Annotated in this window: 25 protein-coding genes; 11 read left to right on the top strand and 14 right to left on the bottom strand. The window is 32.2% G+C overall.

Annotated elements, in window-relative coordinates:
• Positions 1-5: 5 nt before the first annotated feature.
• Positions 6-803: a hypothetical protein gene (locus H526_RS0120170; protein WP_027394677.1), complete on the bottom strand. Its 798-nt coding sequence runs from the start codon at positions 801-803 to the stop codon at positions 6-8.
• A 354-nt stretch (positions 804-1,157) separates the two neighbouring features.
• Here H526_RS0120170 and H526_RS0120165 point away from each other — a divergent pair, with 354 nt between their 5' ends.
• A complete protein-coding gene (locus tag H526_RS0120165; RefSeq protein WP_027394676.1) occupies positions 1,158-1,490 on the top strand; it encodes a hypothetical protein in 333 nt (110 codons plus the stop codon).
• 77 nt (positions 1,491-1,567) lie between these two features.
• Here H526_RS0120165 and H526_RS0120160 read toward each other — a convergent pair whose 3' ends face one another.
• Positions 1,568-2,233: a M50 family metallopeptidase gene (locus H526_RS0120160; RefSeq protein WP_245591221.1), complete on the bottom strand. Its 666-nt coding sequence runs from the start codon at positions 2,231-2,233 to the stop codon at positions 1,568-1,570.
• A 116-nt stretch (positions 2,234-2,349) separates the two neighbouring features.
• Between H526_RS0120160 and H526_RS0120155 the strand changes: the two genes are divergently transcribed.
• Positions 2,350-2,667 carry a hypothetical protein gene (locus H526_RS0120155; RefSeq protein ID WP_027394674.1) on the top strand — a complete coding sequence of 106 codons (318 nt, stop codon included), beginning with the start codon at positions 2,350-2,352 and terminating at the stop codon, positions 2,665-2,667.
• Between the two features lie 6 nt (positions 2,668-2,673).
• Here the strand turns inward: H526_RS0120155 and H526_RS0120150 are convergent, their stop codons facing one another.
• From H526_RS0120150 to H526_RS0120135, 4 genes are read right to left on the bottom strand one after another with little or no spacing between them, the layout of a single operon-like run.
• Complete coding sequence (locus H526_RS0120150) at positions 2,674-3,021, bottom strand: HopJ type III effector protein (protein ID WP_027394673.1); 348 nt, start codon at positions 3,019-3,021, stop codon at positions 2,674-2,676.
• Positions 3,022-3,024: 3 nt separating this feature from the next.
• Positions 3,025-3,696: a 16S rRNA (cytidine(1402)-2'-O)-methyltransferase gene (gene rsmI / locus H526_RS0120145; RefSeq protein ID WP_027394672.1), complete on the bottom strand. Its 672-nt coding sequence runs from the start codon at positions 3,694-3,696 to the stop codon at positions 3,025-3,027.
• A gap of 3 nt (positions 3,697-3,699) precedes the next feature.
• Positions 3,700-4,047 carry a DoxX family protein gene (locus H526_RS0120140; RefSeq protein ID WP_035086114.1) on the bottom strand — a complete coding sequence of 116 codons (348 nt, stop codon included), beginning with the start codon at positions 4,045-4,047 and terminating at the stop codon, positions 3,700-3,702.
• A 56-nt stretch (positions 4,048-4,103) separates the two neighbouring features.
• Complete coding sequence (locus H526_RS0120135; RefSeq protein ID WP_027394670.1) at positions 4,104-4,907, bottom strand: hypothetical protein; 804 nt, start codon at positions 4,905-4,907, stop codon at positions 4,104-4,106.
• 173 nt (positions 4,908-5,080) lie between these two features.
• On the opposite strand from H526_RS0120135, the gene H526_RS0120130 reads away from it, so the two are divergent.
• The 4 genes from H526_RS0120130 (at position 5,081) to H526_RS0120115 (ending at position 8,575) form a co-directional block, all read left to right on the top strand.
• The gene (locus H526_RS0120130; RefSeq protein WP_027394669.1) at positions 5,081-5,728 is read left to right on the top strand and encodes a thymidine kinase; all 648 of its coding nucleotides are present in this window, start codon (positions 5,081-5,083) and stop codon (positions 5,726-5,728) included.
• Entirely contained in the window at positions 5,721-6,833 is a 1,113-nt protein-coding gene (gene alr, locus H526_RS0120125) for an alanine racemase (RefSeq protein ID WP_027394668.1), read from the top strand. The genes H526_RS0120130 and alr overlap by 8 nt, the downstream gene beginning before the upstream one ends.
• 102 nt (positions 6,834-6,935) lie before the next feature.
• A complete protein-coding gene (gene mscL, locus H526_RS0120120) occupies positions 6,936-7,343 on the top strand; it encodes a large conductance mechanosensitive channel protein MscL (RefSeq protein WP_027394667.1) in 408 nt (135 codons plus the stop codon).
• Positions 7,344-7,582: 239 nt separating this feature from the next.
• Entirely contained in the window at positions 7,583-8,575 is a 993-nt protein-coding gene (locus H526_RS0120115) for an aspartate-semialdehyde dehydrogenase (protein WP_027394666.1), read from the top strand.
• A gap of 83 nt (positions 8,576-8,658) precedes the next feature.
• Here the strand turns inward: H526_RS0120115 and H526_RS0120110 are convergent, their stop codons facing one another.
• Positions 8,659-11,205 (bottom strand): M14 metallopeptidase family protein, encoded by a 2,547-nt coding sequence (locus H526_RS0120110; RefSeq protein WP_035086111.1) that lies wholly within the window; start codon positions 11,203-11,205, stop codon positions 8,659-8,661.
• A 144-nt stretch (positions 11,206-11,349) separates the two neighbouring features.
• On the opposite strand from H526_RS0120110, the gene H526_RS0120105 reads away from it, so the two are divergent.
• The 4 genes from H526_RS0120105 to H526_RS0120090 all read left to right on the top strand — a co-directional run bounded on the left by H526_RS0120105 (position 11,350) and on the right by H526_RS0120090 (position 16,992).
• Positions 11,350-11,724: a DoxX family membrane protein gene (locus tag H526_RS0120105; RefSeq protein WP_027394664.1), complete on the top strand. Its 375-nt coding sequence runs from the start codon at positions 11,350-11,352 to the stop codon at positions 11,722-11,724.
• Positions 11,725-12,015: 291 nt separating this feature from the next.
• Complete coding sequence (locus H526_RS0120100; RefSeq protein WP_027394663.1) at positions 12,016-14,184, top strand: prolyl oligopeptidase family serine peptidase; 2,169 nt, start codon at positions 12,016-12,018, stop codon at positions 14,182-14,184.
• Positions 14,185-14,263: 79 nt separating this feature from the next.
• A complete protein-coding gene (locus H526_RS0120095; RefSeq protein ID WP_027394662.1) occupies positions 14,264-15,241 on the top strand; it encodes an ABC transporter ATP-binding protein in 978 nt (325 codons plus the stop codon).
• A gap of 209 nt (positions 15,242-15,450) precedes the next feature.
• Positions 15,451-16,992 (top strand): Ig-like domain-containing protein, encoded by a 1,542-nt coding sequence (locus tag H526_RS0120090; protein ID WP_027394661.1) that lies wholly within the window; start codon positions 15,451-15,453, stop codon positions 16,990-16,992.
• Positions 16,993-17,051: 59 nt separating this feature from the next.
• On the opposite strand, the gene H526_RS0120085 is transcribed toward H526_RS0120090, so the two are convergent.
• The 4 genes from H526_RS0120085 to H526_RS32400 all read right to left on the bottom strand — a co-directional run bounded on the left by H526_RS0120085 (position 17,052) and on the right by H526_RS32400 (position 18,738).
• On the bottom strand, positions 17,052-17,825 hold the full coding sequence (locus H526_RS0120085) for a UDP-2,3-diacylglucosamine diphosphatase (protein WP_247666396.1): 774 nt from the start codon (positions 17,823-17,825) through the stop codon (positions 17,052-17,054).
• A 37-nt stretch (positions 17,826-17,862) separates the two neighbouring features.
• Positions 17,863-18,318, bottom strand: coding sequence for a 6-pyruvoyl trahydropterin synthase family protein (locus H526_RS0120080; protein ID WP_027394659.1), 456 nt, complete (start codon positions 18,316-18,318; stop codon positions 17,863-17,865).
• A gap of 70 nt (positions 18,319-18,388) precedes the next feature.
• Positions 18,389-18,589 carry a winged helix-turn-helix transcriptional regulator gene (locus H526_RS29705; RefSeq protein ID WP_245591220.1) on the bottom strand — a complete coding sequence of 67 codons (201 nt, stop codon included), beginning with the start codon at positions 18,587-18,589 and terminating at the stop codon, positions 18,389-18,391.
• A complete protein-coding gene (locus H526_RS32400; protein WP_245591219.1) occupies positions 18,562-18,738 on the bottom strand; it encodes a winged helix-turn-helix transcriptional regulator in 177 nt (58 codons plus the stop codon). Before H526_RS32400 ends, H526_RS29705 begins: the two co-directional genes overlap by 28 nt.
• Before the next feature lie 124 nt (positions 18,739-18,862).
• On the opposite strand from H526_RS32400, the gene H526_RS0120070 reads away from it, so the two are divergent.
• Positions 18,863-19,708, top strand: coding sequence for an NmrA family NAD(P)-binding protein (locus tag H526_RS0120070; protein ID WP_027394658.1), 846 nt, complete (start codon positions 18,863-18,865; stop codon positions 19,706-19,708).
• Positions 19,709-19,853: 145 nt separating this feature from the next.
• Here H526_RS0120070 and H526_RS0120065 read toward each other — a convergent pair whose 3' ends face one another.
• The 3 genes from H526_RS0120065 to H526_RS0120055 form a co-directional block, all read right to left on the bottom strand.
• On the bottom strand, positions 19,854-20,621 hold the full coding sequence (locus H526_RS0120065; protein ID WP_027394657.1) for an enoyl-CoA hydratase/isomerase family protein: 768 nt from the start codon (positions 20,619-20,621) through the stop codon (positions 19,854-19,856).
• 214 nt (positions 20,622-20,835) lie between these two features.
• A complete protein-coding gene (locus H526_RS0120060; RefSeq protein ID WP_027394656.1) occupies positions 20,836-22,167 on the bottom strand; it encodes an MATE family efflux transporter in 1,332 nt (443 codons plus the stop codon).
• On the bottom strand, positions 22,164-22,664 hold the full coding sequence (locus H526_RS0120055) for a GNAT family N-acetyltransferase (RefSeq protein ID WP_027394655.1): 501 nt from the start codon (positions 22,662-22,664) through the stop codon (positions 22,164-22,166). Before H526_RS0120055 ends, H526_RS0120060 begins: the two co-directional genes overlap by 4 nt.
• Positions 22,665-22,769 lie beyond the last annotated feature (105 nt).

Raw genomic sequence — 22,769 nt, 5'->3', positions numbered from 1 at the left:
GTCCTTTATGCTTCGGGACACGTGGGTGGACAAGGACTAGAATATTCTATAAAAATCTCTTCATCAGTAAATTCTAATAACGCATGCCTTGATAAAATTTCAGTGATAACTTCACCCACAGGAGTGATTCCTATGACTGGAGTAAACGAAATCATATCTCTTTTATGAAACTTATTCATATCAACTCCGGGATAGAGAATAAACTCCTCAATTTCTCCCAATAAAGAATCATTAATAAGATCGATTATATCAATATTATCAATTAAATAATAATTTACTCGCTCTCTTTGTCTTGTTTTTGTATCAACCGCTACAAAAAGATCATCTATCAAATTATCTTCAAGATTGTTCCAATTGGTTAAAATCATCTCTTTAAAAATCCCTGGCACCAATACTCCTCCAGTATCTAGATCTCCTATTGTTCCATTCTGAATTGGCTCTACCGGTTCCTTATATTTTGGAATCAAAGTAAAAAACAAATTGTTGATTGTATCTTCTAGGTCTACTTCTATAATTGGCACAAAAGTGAAATTCTTTTTGTCTTCTACTTCTAATGCCATATGAGTTTTAATTCTTTGAATAGTTTTTCCATCATCTTTAAGGCTATTTAATATAGCAACATCTACAGCATCCATCTGAAAGTAATTAGCTCTAGTATAGTATCCACTAAAGGGCCTACCTTTTGTTTCATTTAGGCGTTGAAAGTGTCTGGCTAACAACAATACTTCTTCCTGTTGCCATCTCTCAATTTTCTCTGCTTGTTCTAAAGTCATTAATTGTTTTGGTTGGATTGCCTGTTCCATTTGTGTGAAAATTTATACGTTAAATTGGTTTATTCCTTTAAAACTAAACAAAAAACACCTTTGGAGCTAATAATGAATGCATTAACAAGTAATAACCATTAAAAAACACGTATTTACCACGTGTTTATTTCGTTGAACCTACCATTAATTTTTTACAAACAGGTAATTCTACGGCATAATTGCAGTAAATACTTAAATATAAAAACAGATACTTATACGCTATTGAAAAACAACCAGTTACAATACTTTTGAATGTAATTAAAAAACACATTAAAGGGTAGCTACTTTTTTGATTACATCGGCGGATTCGAAAAGCCTAATTTTAAACAGAGTAGAGGATTAATAACATAAATCATGGAATTAAAAGAAGCAGTATTAACTCATTTAGATGCAAAACAAACAGGCTCTATTCTGATAAGGTGTGAAGGTGGATACGTAGCCCGTTTTACGTTATCTTATACATTAAATGGCAAGGAGTTTAGTAAACACTCTGGAGATATATCATTAGGAGTGAATAAATCCGAAACTATCCCAGAAGGTGCTACTTCTATTTACTTAAAAGTGGAAGAAAACTGGGCATTTGGATGGTCCACTATTTTTACAAAGAGCTACGATAAGCCCGTAACAGAATGCTATAAGGTGTATGGTACTACCTTAGATCCTAAATACGCAAAAATCTCTTGTTAGTTTTATTAACGATTTTGAAAAAAATCATCTTACACTTCTATAACCATATAGCAACCTTTATCACTGGATTTAGGTTGTTATTTTTTAAAGTAAAATCGAAAACTTTTCCAAAGTAAATAAGCGCTCATAAGTATAATAAGAATAGCCCACATCCAATAAGTACCAAAGGTATTTTCTGCAATAGCCTGCGTATCTGATATCTGAATTGCTCCATCTCTTTCGAACTGTTTTGTAAATAAATAATCCAGCTGAAGATATGTACTTAATACAGATTGTAAACCTAAAAACAAGATAACAACTACTTCGAGTTTTCTACTCTTAAATAAGGTAATAACAAATAAAAAGATTGCAAAACCACTCATTACAGATACTCCCCAAAAAGATCTAATCCATAATAACAACGAAAGTATCATAACTCCTATTAATACTCTAAGTGCTATCATAGAATTTCTGTGCGATTTTGCAGACATTATTAACAAAGCTCCAATTACAGCTGGTCCTAATAATCCTCCTGCCGCTACTAAGGCATTACCTATAAAAGGAGAAACATAGCTTCCTCCTAAATGGTAGTAAGCAACACCACCTCCATTCTCATAAATTTCTAAATGCTCAAAATTACCTCCTAGTAATACCGCCATAAGACCGTGACCCATTTCGTGGAACCAAGTCCCCAATAATCTAAATGGATATTGAAACCACCCAAAATATGGTAATTGCCATAATATGACTACAACAATAGCCACGATAATTATAGTATAATCGAAACGTTTAGAGATACTTGTAATTTTTAAATTATTTTACAGTTTATAGTATAGATAGAGGCAAAATTTGCAACTTCAAATTCACAAAAATCATTCTTATGAACTCGCCAAAAAACAAATATTTACTTTCTATTCTAGTTTGCTTCCTAACTATTGGTATATATGGCCAGGAAAAAGTTACAGAAGAAACATTTTTTTCAAACAAAAAATCTTCGTCAGAAAAATCCACAATGCCCATATATAAACCCAACTATAAGTTAGATGAACAAATAAAAAACACCCTCATTAATGATACTGATCCTATAATGCCAATATATAAGCCTTATCTTTCTTTAGAATTTAAATCTAAGAATTCCTTAGCGAAGGTTAATTTAAAAACCTTGAAAGAAATCAAAGAAAATTTGAAAAACAATTAAGTCAAATTACCTAAGTCTTTTAGTAAGAGTCTGATCTTTAAAAGAAATTCCACTCCAACCTGTTTTCATAAAATTCCGAATATTTTGGTGGTCAGTTCCTTCAGGGTTTTGCAAAACATTTCTATAATGTTCTCCAAAACAATTCAATGTTTCCTCTACTTCTAAATTGTGAATTTTTGCAAACGAAAATAACTTACAAGAACCAGAGTTTTGTCCAGTTTCATTAGTTACATTTCCATTAATGAAGGATGTAGGCTCAAAACTATAGTGAGCTTCAATAATATCCATAGTATTCTGGAATGTAATTTCTGTAGGATATTTTCTAAGTCTCTTAATAAAATCAGATATATTCATATATTATTTTTTTCCTCCAACGACAATAACTATTTCACCTTTAGGAGGTTTATTTTCATAATGTGATAATACTTCTTGTGCAGTTCCACGAACGGTTTCCTCATGAAGTTTACTTAATTCTCTCGATACAGAAAGCATTCTATCAGCTCCAAAATATTCTACAAAATTACCTAAAGTCTTAATAAGTTTATGTGGAGATTCATAAAATATCATGGTTCTAGTTTCCTCTGCCAATATTTTCAATCGTGTTTGCCTACCCTTTTTTACTGGAAGAAATCCTTCGAAAACAAATTTATCATTTGGCAAACCACTATTAACCAAGGCTGGAACAAATGCCGTAGCTCCTGGTAAACATTCTACATCAATACTATTTTCTACACACGCCCTGGTCAATAAAAATCCAGGATCGCTAATTGCAGGTGTTCCAGCATCACTAATTAAAGCTATATTTTCTCCACTTTGCAACTTTCTAATGACACTATCTATAGTTTTATGTTCATTATGCATATGATGACTTTGCATATGAGTAGTAATTTCGAAATGTTTTAACAATTTACCACTAGTACGGGTATCTTCGGCTAGAATTAAATCCACTTCTTTTAGCACTTTAATAGCTCTAAAAGTCATATCTTCTAAATTACCAATTGGAGTAGGGACGATAAATAATTTGGACATATTTTAGGGTCTTACTTTTTTTCCTATTGTATATGATATAATAAGGAATATTAATCCTAAAGTAGCAAATAACCCTTGTCCATCATCTTTCATATAATGTGCTGTAAAAGCAAGTACCATATCAAAAAAGAATCCAGCATACGCCCATTCCTTCAACCATTTTATTTTATTAGTAAGAATTACAATAATCCCGCCTATTTTTGCTATCGCCAGAGGAATAACCAGATATGTTGGATAGTCTAGGTTTTCAAAAAAACCTCTTACCATTTCTGTATTTCTAAAGTACATCTGTGCAGAAAACAACATAATTCCGCACATCGCTACCGTGGCAATCCAGTAGATAATTTTCATATAAATAGTTTTATTTTTATTAAGGTTATTAGTAACAAAAGAATGTTAATCCTTACCTAGAATTCATACTTATTAGTTACGATCTCCATAAAACGTTCTTCATACTCTTCTTTTCCTTGCCAATTGTTATAATCAGGCTTTACCATATTTTTAATAAATTGCTTCGCTCCACTTTTACTATTAAGTGTATTTAATTGTGAAAGTACACGATTATAATCTGTAGAACTCCCATCAAACAAATGTTTTATAAAAGCCAATCTATCATTTAATCCAATATTGATTCCCCTTTTTAATTGATCATTTAGTGATTTTGGTTTTTCTTCTACATCATTCATCTTTTCTAAAATAGGCATACTTTGAGGTACTGATCCTATTTCTTCCATATCATTTTTTTCATAAACAGGTTCGGATAAAGAAACATTCTCTTCTGTAAACTTAGGAGCAGGGACAAAAAGATCTTCTGTAACTTTCTCATTAATCTTTTCGATTACGATTTCTGGTTTTTGTTCCTCAATTACTTCAGGTATTGATTCCGCAACTTTATCTTCCAGACTAAACATAGTCTCTGCAACTTCATTTGTTTCTATTTCTTGATCTAAACTAACAATTGGTTTAGGTTTTATCTCATCTGAAACATCCTCTGTATGAGTATCTGATGTATCTGTTACTTCTAAAGCCTCATTGATACTCCCTATTGTTGGTTGAATATCTGCAAAATGAGACTCTGCAAAATTTAAAACACTTAATTTTTCATATAACAACCTTGCCTCTTCCTGCAATTGTGGTAAGGTAGATCTATCTTTAAGTTGCAATATCCTATGTGCAATACTTATCAATTCTGCTTCCAATTTCTTCTTCATAACTTTCTTATTCGTTTGGGCTATGCTTTTTGTTTTTTAATAAATTTACCTCATCTTTAAAGCAATACCAAAAAGTAAAAATGAAATGAAGGATTATTTCCATTATCATCTTAAAATTCAATTGGTATTATTAAAGAGTAGGGTTTCTTTTAATTGATGCTGAAAAATACAAAATGTTTCTCGAAAATACAGTAAATCATAAAGAGCAATTTGGCTGGATAGAAGTTATCTGTGGTTCGATGTTTTCGGGAAAGACCGAAGAATTGATCCGTAGATTAAAACGCGCGCAATTTGCTAAACAAAAAGTTGAAATTTTTAAACCAGCTATCGATGTCAGATATGATGACGAGATGGTTGTTTCTCATGATGCCAATGAAATTCGTTCTACTCCTGTTCCTGCAGCAGCAAATATTAGAATTCTTGCAGATACTTGTGATGTAGTCGGTATTGACGAAGCACAATTTTTTGACGATGAAATAGTCAGTGTCTGTAACGACTTAGCGAATAAAGGTATTCGGGTTATCGTTGCAGGTTTGGATATGGATTTTAAAGGAAATCCTTTTGGACCTATGCCGGCACTTATGGCTACAGCAGAATACGTAACCAAAGTCCACGCAGTTTGTACAAGAACTGGTAATCTTGCTCAATTTAGTTATCGAAAATCTAAAAAAGATGATTTAGTACTACTTGGCGAAACTGATGAATACGAACCTTTAAGTCGTGCAGCTTACTATAAAGCTTCTTTAAAAGAAAAAGTAAAACAAATAGAAGTTACCGATCCCAAAGAATTATCTGAAAATTCTAAAAAATCTGATGAGTAAAGTAAAAGAAACAATTCTTGAAATTAATCTGACTCATCTTACTCATAATTACACATACTTAAAAAGTAAGCTTGATTCAAAAGTTAAATTGTTAGCTGTAGTAAAAGCTGCAGGATATGGAAGTGATGCTGTAACAATAGCAAAACATCTGGAAAAAATAGGTGCTGATTATTTTGCTGTTGCTTATGTTTCAGAAGGAATTATTTTACGAAAAGCAGGAGTAAAAACACCTATATTAGTACTACACCCACAACCCATAAATTTTTCAGCACTAATTGAATATAATTTAGAACCTAGTGTATATAGTCCAAGAATTATACAAGAATTCATAAAGGTTGCAGAAGCGGAAAATCAAAAAGATTATCCTGTACATGTTAAGTTTAATACGGGTTTAAATCGATTAGGTTTTTGGGAGAATGATGTAGATTATATAATGAGTTGTTTACATCAAACCAACGCTATTAAAGTAAAATCGCTATTCTCTCACCTTGCAGCAAGTGAGGATCATAATGAGAAAAAGTTTACAGTGAGTCAAGTCAACTCATTTCAGAAAATAAGCTCAGACATTATTAATAAGTTAGGTTATAAACCTATACTTCATCAATGTAATACCTCAGGAATATTGAATTATCCCGAAGCGCATTTTGATATGGTTCGTGCCGGAATAGGATTATACGGTTATGGGAATGATGCAGATTATGATACTCATTTAAAACCTATAGCATCCCTTAAGTCGATTATCTCACAGATTCATACACTAGAGCCTGGTGAAACTTTAGGATACAACAGAGCTTTTGTTTCTAATGGCTATACCAAAACGGCAACTATACCAATCGGTCACGCGGATGGAATCGGAAGACAATATGGAAATAGGAAAGGTTTCTTTATTGTAAATGGAAAAAAAGCTTTTATCCTTGGAAATGTCTGTATGGATATGATAATGATTGATATCACAGACATTGATTGTAAAGAAGGAGATGAAGTAATTATATTCGACAACATTTCTTCTGCATCTATAATTGCTGAAAGTGCAGGAACAATTTCTTATGAACTCCTTACAGCTATTTCTCCAAGAGTAAAACGTGTTATTATCGGTAATAATTGAATTTGATCGAATTTACAGTCTATTTTTTTTAACACTTTTTTAAATATTGATTTATTTTTTACGTATTTTGTTATCAATAATACTAACTAAAATAAAATAATCATGCTTAAAGAATTTAAGGAATTTATAATGACAGGTAATGTCGTTGAATTTGCTGTCGCTGTTATTATGGCAACTGCAATTGGTGGCGTTGTCAAAGGTTTTGTATCCAATATTGTAATGCCTGTTGTAGGTTATTTCTCAGGAGGAATGGACTTTAGCAGTAAAAAAATCATTCTTCAAGAAGCAGTTGTAGATGCTACAGGTGCCATAACTACCGCTGAAAACGCAATAACTTATGGAGCTTGGATTAATACCATTATTAATTTAATCATTGTTGGATTCGTAATGTTTATGATTGTTAAAGCATATAATAAAACTAAGAAGCCTGTAGAAGAAGCTCCTGCTGAACCAGCTGGACCAAGTCAAGAAGAGTTATTAGCAGAAATAAGAGATCTACTTAAAAAGTAACACCTAATCTTATTATTAAATGAATTATCTATAGCTACCGCTATACTACATATTCTAACTAAACCACTCAATTTCTTGAGTGGTTCTTTTTTACAATTTGTTTTATATATAACAAATTGTTTAAATTAATATTATTTTATTAAAAAATATAAAACTGTTATAAATAATCAGCACATTTGCTGGAATCTAAAAAAAAGACCGATTTTTGTGTCTATAAAAGTCATTAATAAATTAAGCAGATGAAAGTAGCTGTTGTTGGTGCCACTGGATTGGTAGGTACTGTAATGTTAAAAGTATTAGAAGAACGTAATTTTCCAGTAACAGAATTAATTCCTGTTGCCTCAGAAAGGTCTATTGGAAAAAAAATATCGTATAAAAGTCAAGAGTTTTCTGTTGTTGGTTTAACTACAGCTATAGAAATGAAACCTGATGTAGCTTTGTTTTCTGCCGGTGGAAGTACTTCTCTAGAATGGGCTCCTAAATTTGCAGATGCTGGGATCACGGTAATCGATAACTCTTCTGCCTGGAGAATGGATCCAACCAAAAAGTTGGTTGTACCAGAAATTAATGCTAAAGATTTAACTAAAGAAGATAAAATTATAGCCAACCCTAATTGTTCTACTATACAACTAGTAATGGCACTAGGACCGTTACACTCATCATATAAGATAAAACGTGCTATTATTTCTACCTACCAATCCATTACCGGAACAGGAGTAAAAGCTGTTCAACAATTAGAAAATGAATACGCTGGAGAAAAAGGTGAAATGGCTTATCCTTATCCAATCCATCGTAATGCAATTCCACATTGTGATGTGTTCCAGGAAAATGGTTATACAAAAGAAGAGATGAAATTGGTTAATGAGACTCAAAAAATTCTTGATGATCGAACTATTGCAGTTACCGCCACTGCTATTCGTATTCCTGTTGTTGGTGGACATAGTGAAAGTGTAAATCTAGAATTTGAAAACGAGTTTCAGGAAAATGAAGTTCGTCAAATCTTAAATAACACTTCTGGAGTTACAGTACAAGATAACCCAGATACTAATACATACCCAATGCCCATTTATGCGGAAGGGAAAAATGATGTTTTTGTAGGTAGGATCAGAAGAGATCATTCTAGAGAAAATGCATTAAACATGTGGATTGTAGCAGATAACCTTAGAAAAGGAGCCGCTACAAATGCAGTACAAATTGGAGAATATTTAGTAGAAAATAATTTAATCGGCTAATAACCAACCACTATTATAAAAAGCCCTTGTTATATCAAAGAAATAACAAGGGCTTTCTCATTTTTATTAGATTAGAAATACATCTATTCTCTTACTCTTGGTACATACATATGTTTTCCTAAAAACAAAGCGTTCATAAATAAACGATTCGTTCCATACCAAGAACCTCTAAAATTAGGGTTATCTGCAAATAAAATAACTCGGCCACTTCCTATAGGACTTACAACAAGTGAAGCAGAAGGTTTTAGATAATGTTCATAATTATCAATCGATATATACCCGTCAATATGGGCATTTTTAGTATATTTTGCCACCGTAGCATACGGATTCTTACTTGGCGAAATAAATACTTCATTATTTTTATATACAGGTAATGAATTGTCTCGATATCCAAAACCTAATGGATGGGTAGTATCAAGATCCACCTCAAAAATAGCACCTCCTACTTGCTCTCTCCCAATATTTTCTCCAGCATCTACATATGGTAATCGTTTTACAATTTTATTCTTAGAAGTATCTTTTTCTTTTTTGGTTAATTGTTCTTTAACGATTTTTTTATCAATAGCCCATTTAGAAGCATTTGCAATAGTTATCAGCGTATTTCCGTGAGAAACCCATTCCTTTATTCTTTTTTGTTGTAGAGAATCCAATTGATAATATCTTCCGGACACCATGACTAACGTATTATATTCTTTTAATGGAATACCATTAAACCTATTCATTCTTAATTTAGTTATTGGCATATGAATTCTGGTATCTAGCAAATGCCATACTTCTCCTGCCTCATAAGAATTAATACCTTCTCCAATTAACAACAATGCTTTAGGTGTTTCTAATTTTCTAAAATTACCACTTCCTAAGTCAATTCCCGATGAACTAAATCCTGTATTAGTACTAAAAATAGGTACGTTAAATTTTTCTTGGGCTGTTTTTACAATAGCAAACACCTCATCAATATCTTTTTTCTGCTTACTTACCGGAACTAAAATACTTCCGTAATTAAAGCTTTTATTTCCTTCTGAAGTAATAATACTAAACGGTTTAAATGCAGAAGCAACTAACAATCCTTTTGATTGCATGTAATACAATGCCGCCGGTGCATTATAATCATCCCAATTCATAATATATGCATAATCGGACTTAGATACTTTAGAAACGATGGTTATCTCTTTTGTAGATGTTATTTCTTGCCCTAAATCAATAGATTTTAACCCTTTATATTTCATGTTATAAAAATTGGCTACACTCCAAGCAGAAGCATCATAAAAAACACTATCTCGATATTTGTTGTATGTTTCAAATACCGTTTGAACCATTCTTTTTTGTGCTTGTTTTACAGGAACTACATATTTATTTCCTTTTTTATAAACCTTTATTTTATGTAGTAATAATTTATCTATAAATGCTTTATTTCTATTATTATCATATGCATCTCCAAATTCATAACCAGCAAAATTATTTTTAGCAACCCCAGATTCCGATGATTTAAAAAAGTCCTGCTGATACTTTCGTAACCTAGCTTTATTTTCTACTGCAGCTTTTACTGTGGCTATACTAGAAACATATTGATTACGAATTGTAAAAGGAAACGAGATTGTTCCGTAATCAGTATCTTGTAAATGTCCTCGAGAACTAGCTTGCTCAAACAATAATGCTAGTGCTCCTTGAAGATCCGGGTATGACGACCCGTAACCTGGATATGTCCCGTCAAATGCTTCTTTTGTAAAATAAAAAGATCCAATATTATCCAATGCTTTCGAAAAATAAGGAGCAAACAAATTGTTTAAATCTTCATAATTCTCTTTTGGCATAATAGGATCTAAAGAACCAATAGGTTTCATTGGCTCAAAAAAGTATGTGCTATTCGTTCCCATTTCATGAAAATCAGTAACCACATTAGGATACCATTCGTGATACCATTTTAATTTTCCTCGACTCTCAGGATTAATAGCTAATAACCAGTCTCTATTAAGATCAAACCAATAATGATTAGTTCTCCCACGAGGCCATCCTTCATTATGTTCTGCATCATATTTGTCACTAACCAACGGACTTCCCTTAAATTGATTTGCCCATTGCGTATGTCTATCTCGACCATCTGGATTAATCGCAGGGTCAATAAATACAATTGCATTATCAAGATATGTTTTTACTTCGGAACTATTAGAAGCAACAAGCGTATATGCGGTTAGCATAGCCGCCTCAGCACCAGAAGGCTCATTTCCATGAACATTATAACCTAGTTGAACAAAAATAGGTATGCCATTATAATTCGTTGGGTTAGCCAAAGCATCAGTAAATGCAAGATGTTGTTTTTTTATACTTGGTAAACTGCCAATGTTTTCTGGTTTAGAAATAGTAAGTATTACTAATTTTCTGTTTTCATGAGATTTTCCGTAGTTCTCTATAGTGGCTCTATCTGATATTTCAGCCAGCTTAGTTAAGTATGCTACAATTTGATCATGACGTGTGTGTTGTTCTCCAATAGGATATCCAAGAAATTCTTCTGGTGTCGGTATTTCAGAATTAAAAGGAGCCTTATCCTTAAAAAAATAATCTTGTCCTACAATAGACGATATAGAGAACAAATAGATTAAGGAAGAGAGTATGAAAAGTTGTGTGATCTTCATTAGAAATAAGATTAAAAAAGTTAGGTCAATCAGTTAGTTTTCAGAAGCCGTAAGATATTTTTTTAGCTTCAGTTTTTAATAACATTTGTAAGGTTTTTAACATTTAGCCCTCTAATAAATCACTTAATCATAAAAAAACAAACAATGAATACTAAAATAATTTTAGCCTTAAGAATCCTATTAGGTGTCTTATTAATCGTTTTCGGAAGTAATAAATTTATAGGGTTTTTACCTGATTTTGAATTTGCAAATCCAGAAGCAGGAATTCTATTTGGAGCTCTTGCAAATAGTTACATTTTAAAAACAGTTGGTCTTATTGAAATAATCGTTGGATTGTTATTAGTAAGTAATAAAGCTGTGCCATTTGCACTAGTATTGATGGCTCCTATTTCTGTCAATATTATACTATTTCATGCAACCCTTGATCCTGCAAATATAGGTCCTGGAGCATTTGTTTTTCTTGCAAATGCCTTCTTGATTTATAAAAACTGGAATACTTTTAAAGGTCTATTCCAATAAACTACTTCTATAACATTACTGGTATAAAAGTAAAATTTTTCGTTTCTTAGAGGACGGAAAATTCCGACTGCTCTACGAAAATGATCAACTGAGTTGCTAAACCCCAAAGCAACGCTCTAAATGTGTAATAGCTATCTGATCATTGTTAGAGCAGTCTTTTTTTATGCTTTATTTAGCACTTTACAGTTATAAGTTTTGATAATTTTGTAAACTACTTTATTTGGTTTTATAGGTATTACCAAAATAAAAACTAATAATTAATATTTAATTATTTATAAAATTTAACTCATCATGAAAAAAACTCTTTTAATACTATTTTTGTTAGCGTCTATCATAGGATGTAAAAATGAAACAAAAATAGAAACTGCTAAAACTATTATTCCCTTGAATTATCCAGAAACTAAAAAAGTAGATACCGTAGATACTTATTTTGACACTGAGGTTAAAGACCCTTACAGATGGCTAGAGGATGATCGTAGTAAAGAAACTGAAAGTTGGGTAGCTGAACAAAACAAAGTAACTTTTGGATATCTAGATAGTATTCCATTTAGAGATCAAGTAAAAAATCGTTTATCGGGATTATGGAATTATGAAAAAGTTGGCTCACCATTTAAAGAAGGTGATTACACCTACTTTTATAAAAATGATGGTTTACAAAATCAATATGTAATTTACAGATTCAAAAACGAAGGAGATGAACCTGAAATATTTTTAGATCCTAATACTTTTAGTAACGATGGTACAACTTCACTTGGTGGTGTTAGTTTTTCTAAAAATGGAAAACTTTTAGCTTACTCTATCTCTGAAGGTGGCAGTGATTGGAGAAAAGTCATTGTTAAAAATGCAGAGACTAAAGAGATTATAGAAGATACCCTTGTAGATATCAAATTTTCTGGAATGTCTTGGCGAGGAAATGAAGGTTTCTATTATTCCAGTTACGATAAGCCTAAAGGAAGTGAGCTTTCTGCAAAAACAGATCAGCATAAAGTATATTATCATAAACTAGGTACAGCTCAAAAAGAAGATCAACTAATTTTTGGAGGTACACCAGAAGAAAAACATCGATATATAAGTGGACGTGTAACAGAAGACGATAAGTATTTAATTATCTCTGCTAGCACCTCTACTTCTGGAAATAAATTATTTATAAAAAACTTAACTAGTAATAATGATAAACTTGTTACTATTCTAGATAACACAGAAAGTGATACCTATGTAATTGAAAATGTTGGTTCTAAGTTATACCTAGTTACAAACCTAAATGCTCCTAATCAAAAAATTGTAACGGTTGATGCATCTAATCCAACACCAGAAAACTGGAAAGATTTTATTCCTGAAACAGAAAATGTACTAAGCCCAAATACAGGTGGAGGTTACTTTTTTGCAGAATATATGGTAGATGCAGTATCCAAAGTATTACAATACGATTATGAAGGAAAATTAGTAAGAGATGTAGAATTACCAGGAGTGGGAAGTATTGGTGGTTTTGGAGCGAAAAAAGAAGATAAAGAATTATACTATTCTTTTACTAATTATAAAACTCCAGGAAGCATTTATAAATATGATATTGCAAATGGAACTTCAGAACTATATCGCAAACCCAAAATAGATTTTAATCCTGAAGATTACGAAAGCAAGCAAGTTTTCTATAACTCTAAAGATGGTACTAAAATTCCAATGATCATTACACATAAAAAAGGAATAGAACTAACAGGTAAAAATCCGACTATCCTATATGCATATGGAGGATTTAATGTTAGTCTAACTCCTTCTTTTAGTATTACGAATGCGGTATGGATGGAACAAGGTGGAGTTTATGCAGTTCCTAACCTAAGAGGTGGTGGAGAATATGGAAAAAAATGGCATGATGCAGGAACAAAAATGCAAAAGCAAAATGTATTTGATGATTTTATTGCAGCTGCAGAATATTTAATAGAAAATAAATATACATCAAGCGAATATCTAGCCATAAGAGGAGGATCTAACGGAGGGTTATTAGTAGGAGCTACCATGACGCAGCGACCTGATTTAATGAAAGTAGCTTTACCTGCTGTTGGTGTAATGGATATGCTACGTTATCACACCTTTACTGCTGGTGCAGGATGGGCATATGATTACGGAACTGTGGAAGATGACAAACAGATGTTCGAATACTTAAAAGGATATTCTCCAGTACACAATGTAAAAGAAGGAGTATCATATCCTGCAACATTAGTAACTACGGGAGATCACGATGATCGTGTAGTACCTGCACACTCATTTAAATTTGCCGCAGAATTACAATCAAAACAACAAGGTACTAACCCAACTTTGATACGAATCGAAACAAACGCAGGTCACGGAGCTGGTACACCGGTTGCCAAAACAATAGAGCAATATGCTGATATTTTTAGCTTTACGCTATACAATATGGGATATGAAGTTTTACCAGAGCAAGTAAGTGACAATGTAAAAGGATAATTTTTTTATAATTAAAATTAAAAGATCCGTTTTCTAAAAAGAGACGGATTTTTTTATTGAAGTTATTTATATTTGAAATATGCTTACAGTTAAAAATGTTTCCTTTGCCTATAATACCATTCCGGTTTTAAAAAATATCAATTTTACTATTGAAAAGGGGAAACACGTGGCACTTATTGGAGCAAGTGGTTGCGGAAAAAGCACCTTGTTAAAAATAATTTACGGACTCTTAGACACAAACCAAGGAACGTTATTCTGGGATGATCAAGAAATATTAGGCCCTGCTTATAACTTGGTTCCAGGACAAGAAAATATGAAATTCTTATCTCAAGGCTTCGAACTACAAGCATATAGAACAGTTTCTGAAAATATAGGACAATATCTATCCAATTTTGAACCTGAATTAAAAATTGGTCGTGTTAATGAGCTTTTAGAAATAGTAGAAATGTTACCATTTGCGGATGCCCAGGTTGAAAACTTAAGTGGTGGTCAAAAACAACGTGTAGCATTGGCAAAAGCATTAGCTAAAAGACCTGAATTATTACTATTAGATGAACCTTTTGGTAATATTGATAACTTCAGACGTAGTTCCCTAAGAAGAAATCTTTTTACGTATCTAAAAAGAAATAAGATCACTAGTATCACTGCTACTCACGATAAAACTGATATACTTTCTTTTGCCGAAGAAACAATTGTAATCCACAATGGAGAGGTTATCAGTAAAGGGAATACAAAAAATATTTATAATAATCCAGAAAACTATTACATTGCATCACTTTTTGGCGAAGTAAATCAATTACCGATCAATACTTTTTTACCAGATTTTAATAACGATCAAACAATCCTATTATATCCTCACGAATTACAAATTGTCGAGAACTCTGATATAAAAGTCAGGGTAAAAAAGTCCTATTTTAATGGAAATCATTATCTAATTGAAGCTATTTTTAATAATAAAATTATTTTTATTGAACACCCATACGCAATAGAAAATTCTAAAGAAGTAGCGATACATGTCTCTGAAAAAACACTTACTTCTAGAACAAAAAATATTTAGTCTAAGACTATCAAATTTAGAGCTTAAAAATAGTATCCTGAATACTTGATCGAACCAGATCCTACGTAGACTAATTAATCCTCTACGGATTCTATTTAATTACATTTTGATTCCCTCTATTAAGGTATCTTTAAAGTTGGTGTTTTTTATATATATCACCGATAATTATTGTTATCTTTTAAAATATTAACCCTTAAAACCAATATACCATGAAACGTAAACTATTTATTTTAAAGTTTTTAGCACTTTTATTTGTCGTCAATATTTCAATAGCCCAACAACCAAGCCCAACCAATAGTTCTAAAGCCAATGTCGAAGATACGGGTTGTACTGGTCAAGATACTTTTGACCAAGGTGTGAGAATTGTTCCTAATGCAAATTCGTGGAAAGATAGTTATCAAGCAAATGGCTTTTGTTTTTGTAAATCCTCTTTTGATCACGGTGTTGGCAATTTCAAAATTGATATTAATGGACAAGGCAGAAATATTAAAGATATCTGTGATGAGCTTAAAAAACACCCTAGTTATAGAGATTTAGCAAATGGAGATCCCAGATATAATACAATACAATGTGGCAACGAACCCGGGCATGATGACGCCATTACTATACAAGGTAAGAGAATTAAAGATGAAAAAGTATGTCCTGGTCGTGTAGACCAAGGTAGCAAAGGGTGTCAATGTAAAGGGCCTAAATTTGATATGGACTGGTTAAGTTCTAGACCTCGATTTGGAGGTGATGGAGACGGAAACGGAGACAACACTGGTCCTAACACTTCATTCACAACTCCATCAAACAATGCATCTTTTTCGGCTCCTGCAACTATAGAGGCTATTGTGACTGCAACTGACAGTGACGGTGTTAGTAACGTACGATTATATCTTAATGATTCTTTTATCAGACAAGAAAATGTTAGCCCTTATACTTGGAATAACAATAATCAAGATAACGCCTTAAAGAATCTTGGCGAAGGAAATTATACGTTAAGAGCTGAAGCAACAGATAGTAAAGGAGCTAAAACCACTAAAACGATCTCTTTTACCGTTGGAAATGATAACGGAACGGATGATTTTGTAACTATACTTGGGCAAAGTATTAATAAATATGTAAGCTCTGAAGGAGGTACGCGAACCATGCAAGCCAACAGAAACAATGCTGGTACAGATGAACAATTTATTATGGAATCTGCCGGAAACGGAACAGTGAGTTTTAAAGGAAGTAATGGAAAGTATGTAAGTTCAGAAAATGGAGGAAAGCCTATGAACTGTAACAGAAATGCAGTTGGGTCTTGGGAAAAATTTACTTTAGAGTCTTTGGGAGGTGATCTTTATGCGATCAAAGGAAATAATGGTAAATACGTAAGTCATGAAAATGGAAACAAGGCCATTAATTGCAATAGAAATGCCATCGGAGCCTGGGAAAAATTTGTAATTAGCGGTCTAAATCCAAATAGAATAAACGAAATAGTAAAAGGGAGTAAAGCATCTTATTCTATAAGTGTATATCCAGTTCCGTTGACTTTAGATAATGCTAGCATTACAATCTCACTACCTCAAAAAGTTTCTTATTCTTCTATAGAAATTATAGATCTAAAAGGAAACAGTATCGCTAAGAAAAATACTGGAGCTATGGAATCTGGAACTAAATCAATCTCACTAGATGACATGGGAAGAAGTATGCATTCTAGTGGACTTTACATTATCAAAGTACAATTGGATAATACTGTAATAACTAAGAAAATAGCGAAACAATAATCTTAGTTACTTTTATAAATATCTTAAACGGATGATCAAAAAATGATTATCCGTTTTTTTTATTCATTTTCTGTATACTTCATCATCTTCATTTCGGCACCATCAAAGATTGCATATGTATAATGTATGATCCAATCTCCTAAGTTTGTATATTTAGATTTATCATTTAGGTTTATTTCCATTGGAAGGTGTCTATGACCAAAAACAAAATGATCTGTATGTTTTATCTCTAATTTTCGTTTACAGTATTGTACTAGCCACTCATTCTCTTCTCCAAGAAAAGTGACATCCTCGTCTCCAGAAATCAATTTGTTTTTTACAGAAAGATATTGTGCTAATTTTACTCCTAAATCCGGATGTAACCAACGAAAAAACCATTTTGCAACAGGGTTTGTGAATACTTTTTTCATTCGTTTATATCCTTTATCACCAGGACCTAATCCATCACCATGACCAATAAGAAATGTAGTTTCATTAAAAGTAAATTCTTGTGGCTTATGAAATACCGGAATATTCAATTCTGCTTCGAAATATCCATTCATCCAGAGGTCATGGTTTCCGACAAAATAATAAACCGGGATTCCGGCATCAGTAATTTCTGCAAGTTTCCCTAAAGTTCTTGTAAAACCTTTCGGAATTACTGTTTTATATTCGAACCAAAAATCAAAAAGATCTCCTAATAAAAATATAGCCCCTGCATCTTCTTTAACCTCATCTAACCATTTTACAAATTTTTGTTCTCTAGGAAAACTTTTTTCTTGAGTTGGCGCTCCTAAATGATTGTCAGATGCAAAGTATATTTTTTTACCTTCGGATAAACTTATCTTTTTCATTAATTTCTATAGATACTATGAAGTGAAAAAATATTCGTTATTCATCATTATCTGATGCATACCACTCTGCATAAGAAGTTTCTGTTTCTTGGAGCTTTAAGGAGTGTAATTTTATCGTTTCAGGAAGTTTAGCTTTTATTTTAGCAGCGAAATCGATGATCATATTTTCAGTAGATGGCTGATAATCCACCAAAATAACATGATGTCCTCTTTTTTCTAACTCCTGGGCTAATTCTAAGTGCGGGGTATTTTTGTTAAAAATAGTAGCATGATCAAATACATCTTCTATATCCTTCTTTACTATTCTCTTTAGATCTCCAAAATCCATAACCATTCCTAACTTTACATGAGATGTATCTGTAATCGGTTCTCCTATTACAGTTACACTTAACTTGTAGCTATGTCCATGTAGATTTTTACATTTACCATCATATCCATACAGTGCATGCCCTGCTTCAAAAGTAAACTTCTTGGTAATTCTAATCTTACTCATTTTTTGATCAAACTTTTTTGCAAAGTTAGTGAAGATTATTTTCTATTTTATTTTAAAACGTAAATAAGAGCTATTTACTAGTGATTGTTTGTAAATGTCCTGTACCCCAATTTGCCATTTCATTGAGTACAGGAGCCAAACTTTTACCATAATCAGATAAACAATACTCCACACGTGGAGGGACTTCGGGATAAATCTTTCTTATTATAATACCATCAGTTTCTAACTCTCGTAATTGCTGTGTCAGCATTTTCTGAGTAATAGTTCCCAATCTTTTTTTAATTGACCAAAACGCAGTATTTCATTGTTTTGCAATTCCCATAAAATACCAGGCTTCCATTTACCTCCAATAACACTAAGTGTTGTCATTACTGGGCATTTTATCGGACCCTCACATTCTTTTTTTGATAAAAAACTCATAAAATTCAATTTTTAAAATACTGATAATCAATATTAGTATAGAAAAAGAAACTACTGCACTTTTATGTACCTACTTGCACTAAGATACTAATGTATTTACCTTGTTACAAAAAAGATCATCATTATGTCAACTTATTTTATTACTGGTGCTACAGGTACTATAGGAAAAGAAGTAGTAAACAACCTACTTACTAAAAAAGAACATATAATTGCAGGTACTCGAAATACCCAAAAAGTCAAAGACATTTTTGAAAATTCGGTTACTGGAACGTACTTTGATTATGAGGATAAAGCATCGTATCGGGAAGTTTTGCAGTCAGATGGAATTTTCTTATTAGGCCCTCCATTAAACCCTAGGCTCTATGAATTACTAGAACCTTTTGTTGATTATTTACAGGATAACTATAACGGACGACTCATATATTTATCGGGGAATGGAATGGAAAATCTTGAAGAATTACCTTTTCATAAAAAAATGGAAGAAAAGCTAAGGGGTTCTTCTTTAGATTGGAATATTGTTCGTCCTGGATTTTTCATGCAAAATTTCGGTAACTATGAGCGAGAAAATATTCAAGATCGTAATATTATTTTTTCTCCTGCAGGAGAAGGTAAATCATCCTTTGTTTCTTCTAGAGATGTTGGAAGTGCCATCGCTGAATTACTTACAGATCAGAATAGAGTTAAAGAAACTCATATACTTACAGGAGCAAAAGCCTATTCTCATTTTGATGTTGCCTCTATGCTAAGTGACCTATTAGAAAGAGAAATCACATATCCAAATCCAGATGAAAACACCTATAAAGAGGTGTTAAAAGAATCTGGTGCTCCAGATTTCATTGCGGATTATATGATTCCTGTTTACGGAATGATTAAACAAGGGAAAGTAAGCGAAGTAACAACAGCTATAAAAGATCTAACAGGACAAGAACCCGAAAGTTTAGAAGCAGTTTTAAAAAGAGATTTCTTATAAAAATCAAATGTATAAATATCGGGATGCTTACATCCTGATATTTATCTTCTCTTTCTTTTATTATAAAAGTAAACTACTACTAATATGATTCCCAGAATTAAGAATAGTCCATTTCCTCCTAAAAAATTTAAAATATCCATTTGTTTTATTTTTTGAATTTTTTTAACGCTTCTTTTGTAAAATCAGAAAGCACCAACTCTCCAGAAACAGCAGCTCTTTCAATTAATAACTCATCCCAATGACTTGTTCCTTTCCAATTTACTTCTTTCATTTTTTCAGTAGCTCGTGGATTATAACTAGCTAATTTTTCGGCAAACAATTGTACCTCTTTATCCAATTCTGTTATCGTTTCAAAAACTCTAGTAAATAGCCCTTGATCTTTTGCCCAATAGGCATTTTTCCATTGAGAAGCATCCCAAGCTAGTGCTTCGAAAGCCGCTAATCCTATTTTTCTTGATACAGCTGGTTCTATTACAAACGGTCCTATCCCAATCGTTAATTCACTTAACTTAATAGAAGCTGCTTCTGTAGCCATACAATAATCGCAAGCAGAAGCTAATCCAACTCCTCCTCCAACAGTTTTTCCTTGTATTCTGCCAATGATTGGTTTTTTACATCTTCTCATAGCATTAATTACATTGGCAAATCCGGAAAAGAACTTTTTTCCATCCTCTAAATTTGTAATTGATACAAGTTCATCAAAAGAAGCCCCCGCGCAAAAAGCTTTTTCTCCTTCCGATTTTAAAACAATCACATAAATTGATGCATCATCAGATAAAATATCAATAGCTTTTGTTAATCTTTCTAATAATTCTGATGGAAAAGAATTACTAGACGGATGTCCAAACTCTATGGTTGCAATATGATTATCCGAATGTGTATATAAACTTCCGTTAGTTCTTGTAGTAGTCATTAAGCTAGATTTTTGATAAAAATAAATAATATTTTAGACTCTCATTCTACATTCTTAACCACAATATAAAACCCGTATTTTCACGGGTTTACGTTTTTTAATTGATAAATTATATTTGGTTTATGGAAAAAAAGTATTTAGAAAAATTTAGATTAGTAGCTTTTCTAATCTGTTTATACGTCATTATTGTGATGGTAATTATGAAATTTGCATTTTAAACATTTGCTAATGGATAATATTTATTCCTAAACTTAATAACCAAAGCTACCCCTCTAATTAACATCCAAACTGAAATTGCAATCCATATTCCATAAAGTTTCCAATCAAAATATCTAGCAATTAATAACATTGGTATAAAACCCAAAAAAGTAGATCCTACTAATACATTTCGTAAAAAACCAGTTTCTCCCAACCCTTTGAATATTCCATCACCTACAAATGCTAACGCATTAATTGGCAAAGCGATTACAACTAAATAAAAGAAACCTATAAATACATTTAGCACCTCTGGATCCTTAGTAAAGATCAAACCTAATCGTTCAGGAATTAGTAACGAAATTCCTCCTAAGATACAAGCTACAATAACTCCATAAATATTCACTTTCTTAGCCATCGAAACAAGGTTGGTATAGTCTTTTGCCCCTAATAATCTCCCTCCTAAAATATTACCAGCACCTCCATATCCATCAATAAAAAATGCAAAGAACAACCATAATTGTATCGCAATACTATGAGCCGCGATATAGTTTGTTCCTAAGCTTGTCGCTTCTCTTACTGCCAAAAGTAATGTAGTATTTAATGCAAGAGAACGAATGAATAGATTTCCACTCATTACCAAAAAACGTTTCATCTCTGGGTGCCAAAGTTTTTCTAATCGCAATGACACCTCCGTTTTTTTAAGTAATAATACTAATGACAAAACAGCCATTAAAATCTGAGAGAATAGGCTTGCCCATGCTGCTCCTTCGAGATACATTGGTTCTAAAAAACCTTGTATTCCATAAACTAAAACAAAATCCAATATAATATTTGCTACAACTCCTATAATAGCAATAATCATCGGCCAATATGTGTTTTGTAATCCTCTAAAAATCCCAAAAATTGCAAATACAAAAAGGGATAATGGAAAGCCCCACACTCTGATACTATAATAAGAAATACAATAATCCAATACCAATCCTTCTGCTTTTAGAAGAATAAAAATTTCTTTAATAAAAGGAACTGTGGCTAAAAGAATGGTAATACTCAATCCAATATTAAAAAGAATTGCTTGCGCAGGTAGTGTCTTTATCTCATCCAATTTGCCCGCTCCCAAATATTGTGAAATAATAGCAGAAATTGCTGCTCGAGTTTGTGCTAAAACCCATATCAACATAGAAAGAAATGAACCAACGATTCCTACAGCAGCAAGGGATTCTGTTCCATTTATTGGAATATTACCAACAATTGCAGTATCTGTAGCTGATAATACAGGCTCTGCAATTCCAGCAATGATCGCAGGAATTGCCAATCGGTTTATATTTTTAAAACTTATAACACTGCTCACAATACAAGTTCATAACAATAAAAGGGGTGTTCACTTTGTTTAGGGAAGAAAATATTTCCTAATTTCCTATATCCTCTAGTTTCATAAAATTTTTGATTTCTTTTATTCTCACTAAATGTATCTAGACGAACTGATACATAGTTATTATTTTTTGCGTAAGCTTCTGCCCAACTCATTAGTTCCTGAGCATATCCTTTACCCCAATAATCAGGATGTACAGCTAATCTATGTATATAGATATTATTTTTATTCTTGGTAATCCATTTGATCGGTATATATTCATCATCCATCAATTCAGTAATTACAATAATTCCTTTAATCAAATTTTCTTCTTCTAAAAGATATAACTCTTGTAATTCAATGTCTTTTTCGAAACGTGATCGAGTAGGGTAGTGTTCATTCCATTGATAAATTTCTTTTGCTATCATAGCCCTAGCACAAGACTGGGTTAGTTTATGAATAGCGTCTAAATCAGAAAGTGTAGCTTTACGGATCATACTTTTTTACAAATGCCAAAAATACAAACTATTCCTTCTAAGAAAACGACTTATAGTATAACAAAACATCATTTTATATAAACTTTAAGAAAAGAAATAATAACC

Origin of the sequence: Aquimarina latercula DSM 2041, assembly GCF_000430645.1 — a bacterium.
Taxonomy (GTDB): Bacteria; Bacteroidota; Bacteroidia; order Flavobacteriales; family Flavobacteriaceae; genus Aquimarina; species Aquimarina latercula.
The sequence above is the reverse complement of the archived record's forward strand: the minus strand, read 5'-3'. Positions and strand labels throughout refer to the sequence as shown.

Excerpts from the sequence above, each read along its gene's own strand:
- H526_RS0120095 (WP_027394662.1), top strand. The coding sequence starts at position 14,264 with ATGCTTACAGTTAAAAATGTTTCCTTTGCCTATAATACCATTCCGGTT.
- H526_RS0120080 (WP_027394659.1), bottom strand. The coding sequence starts at position 18,318 with ATGAGTAAGATTAGAATTACCAAGAAGTTTACTTTTGAAGCAGGGCAT.
- mscL (WP_027394667.1), top strand. The coding sequence starts at position 6,936 with ATGCTTAAAGAATTTAAGGAATTTATAATGACAGGTAATGTCGTTGAA.
- rsmI (WP_027394672.1), bottom strand. The coding sequence starts at position 3,696 with ATGTCCAAATTATTTATCGTCCCTACTCCAATTGGTAATTTAGAAGAT.
- H526_RS0120105 (WP_027394664.1), top strand. The coding sequence starts at position 11,350 with ATGAATACTAAAATAATTTTAGCCTTAAGAATCCTATTAGGTGTCTTA.
- H526_RS0120170 (WP_027394677.1), bottom strand. The coding sequence starts at position 803 with ATGGAACAGGCAATCCAACCAAAACAATTAATGACTTTAGAACAAGCA.
- H526_RS0120070 (WP_027394658.1), top strand. The coding sequence starts at position 18,863 with ATGTCAACTTATTTTATTACTGGTGCTACAGGTACTATAGGAAAAGAA.
- alr (WP_027394668.1), top strand. The coding sequence starts at position 5,721 with ATGAGTAAAGTAAAAGAAACAATTCTTGAAATTAATCTGACTCATCTT.
- H526_RS0120165 (WP_027394676.1), top strand. The coding sequence starts at position 1,158 with ATGGAATTAAAAGAAGCAGTATTAACTCATTTAGATGCAAAACAAACA.
- H526_RS0120155 (WP_027394674.1), top strand. The coding sequence starts at position 2,350 with ATGAACTCGCCAAAAAACAAATATTTACTTTCTATTCTAGTTTGCTTC.
- H526_RS0120055 (WP_027394655.1), bottom strand. The coding sequence starts at position 22,664 with ATGATCCGTAAAGCTACACTTTCTGATTTAGACGCTATTCATAAACTA.
- H526_RS0120110 (WP_035086111.1), bottom strand. The coding sequence starts at position 11,205 with ATGAAGATCACACAACTTTTCATACTCTCTTCCTTAATCTATTTGTTC.
- H526_RS0120100 (WP_027394663.1), top strand. The coding sequence starts at position 12,016 with ATGAAAAAAACTCTTTTAATACTATTTTTGTTAGCGTCTATCATAGGA.
- H526_RS0120130 (WP_027394669.1), top strand. The coding sequence starts at position 5,081 with ATGTTTCTCGAAAATACAGTAAATCATAAAGAGCAATTTGGCTGGATA.
- H526_RS0120115 (WP_027394666.1), top strand. The coding sequence starts at position 7,583 with ATGAAAGTAGCTGTTGTTGGTGCCACTGGATTGGTAGGTACTGTAATG.
- H526_RS0120150 (WP_027394673.1), bottom strand. The coding sequence starts at position 3,021 with ATGAATATATCTGATTTTATTAAGAGACTTAGAAAATATCCTACAGAA.
- H526_RS0120085 (WP_247666396.1), bottom strand. The coding sequence starts at position 17,825 with ATGAAAAAGATAAGTTTATCCGAAGGTAAAAAAATATACTTTGCATCT.
- H526_RS0120140 (WP_035086114.1), bottom strand. The coding sequence starts at position 4,047 with ATGAAAATTATCTACTGGATTGCCACGGTAGCGATGTGCGGAATTATG.
- H526_RS32400 (WP_245591219.1), bottom strand. The coding sequence starts at position 18,738 with ATGAGTTTTTTATCAAAAAAAGAATGTGAGGGTCCGATAAAATGCCCA.
- H526_RS0120065 (WP_027394657.1), bottom strand. The coding sequence starts at position 20,621 with ATGACTACTACAAGAACTAACGGAAGTTTATATACACATTCGGATAAT.
- H526_RS0120135 (WP_027394670.1), bottom strand. The coding sequence starts at position 4,907 with ATGAAGAAGAAATTGGAAGCAGAATTGATAAGTATTGCACATAGGATA.
- H526_RS0120090 (WP_027394661.1), top strand. The coding sequence starts at position 15,451 with ATGAAACGTAAACTATTTATTTTAAAGTTTTTAGCACTTTTATTTGTC.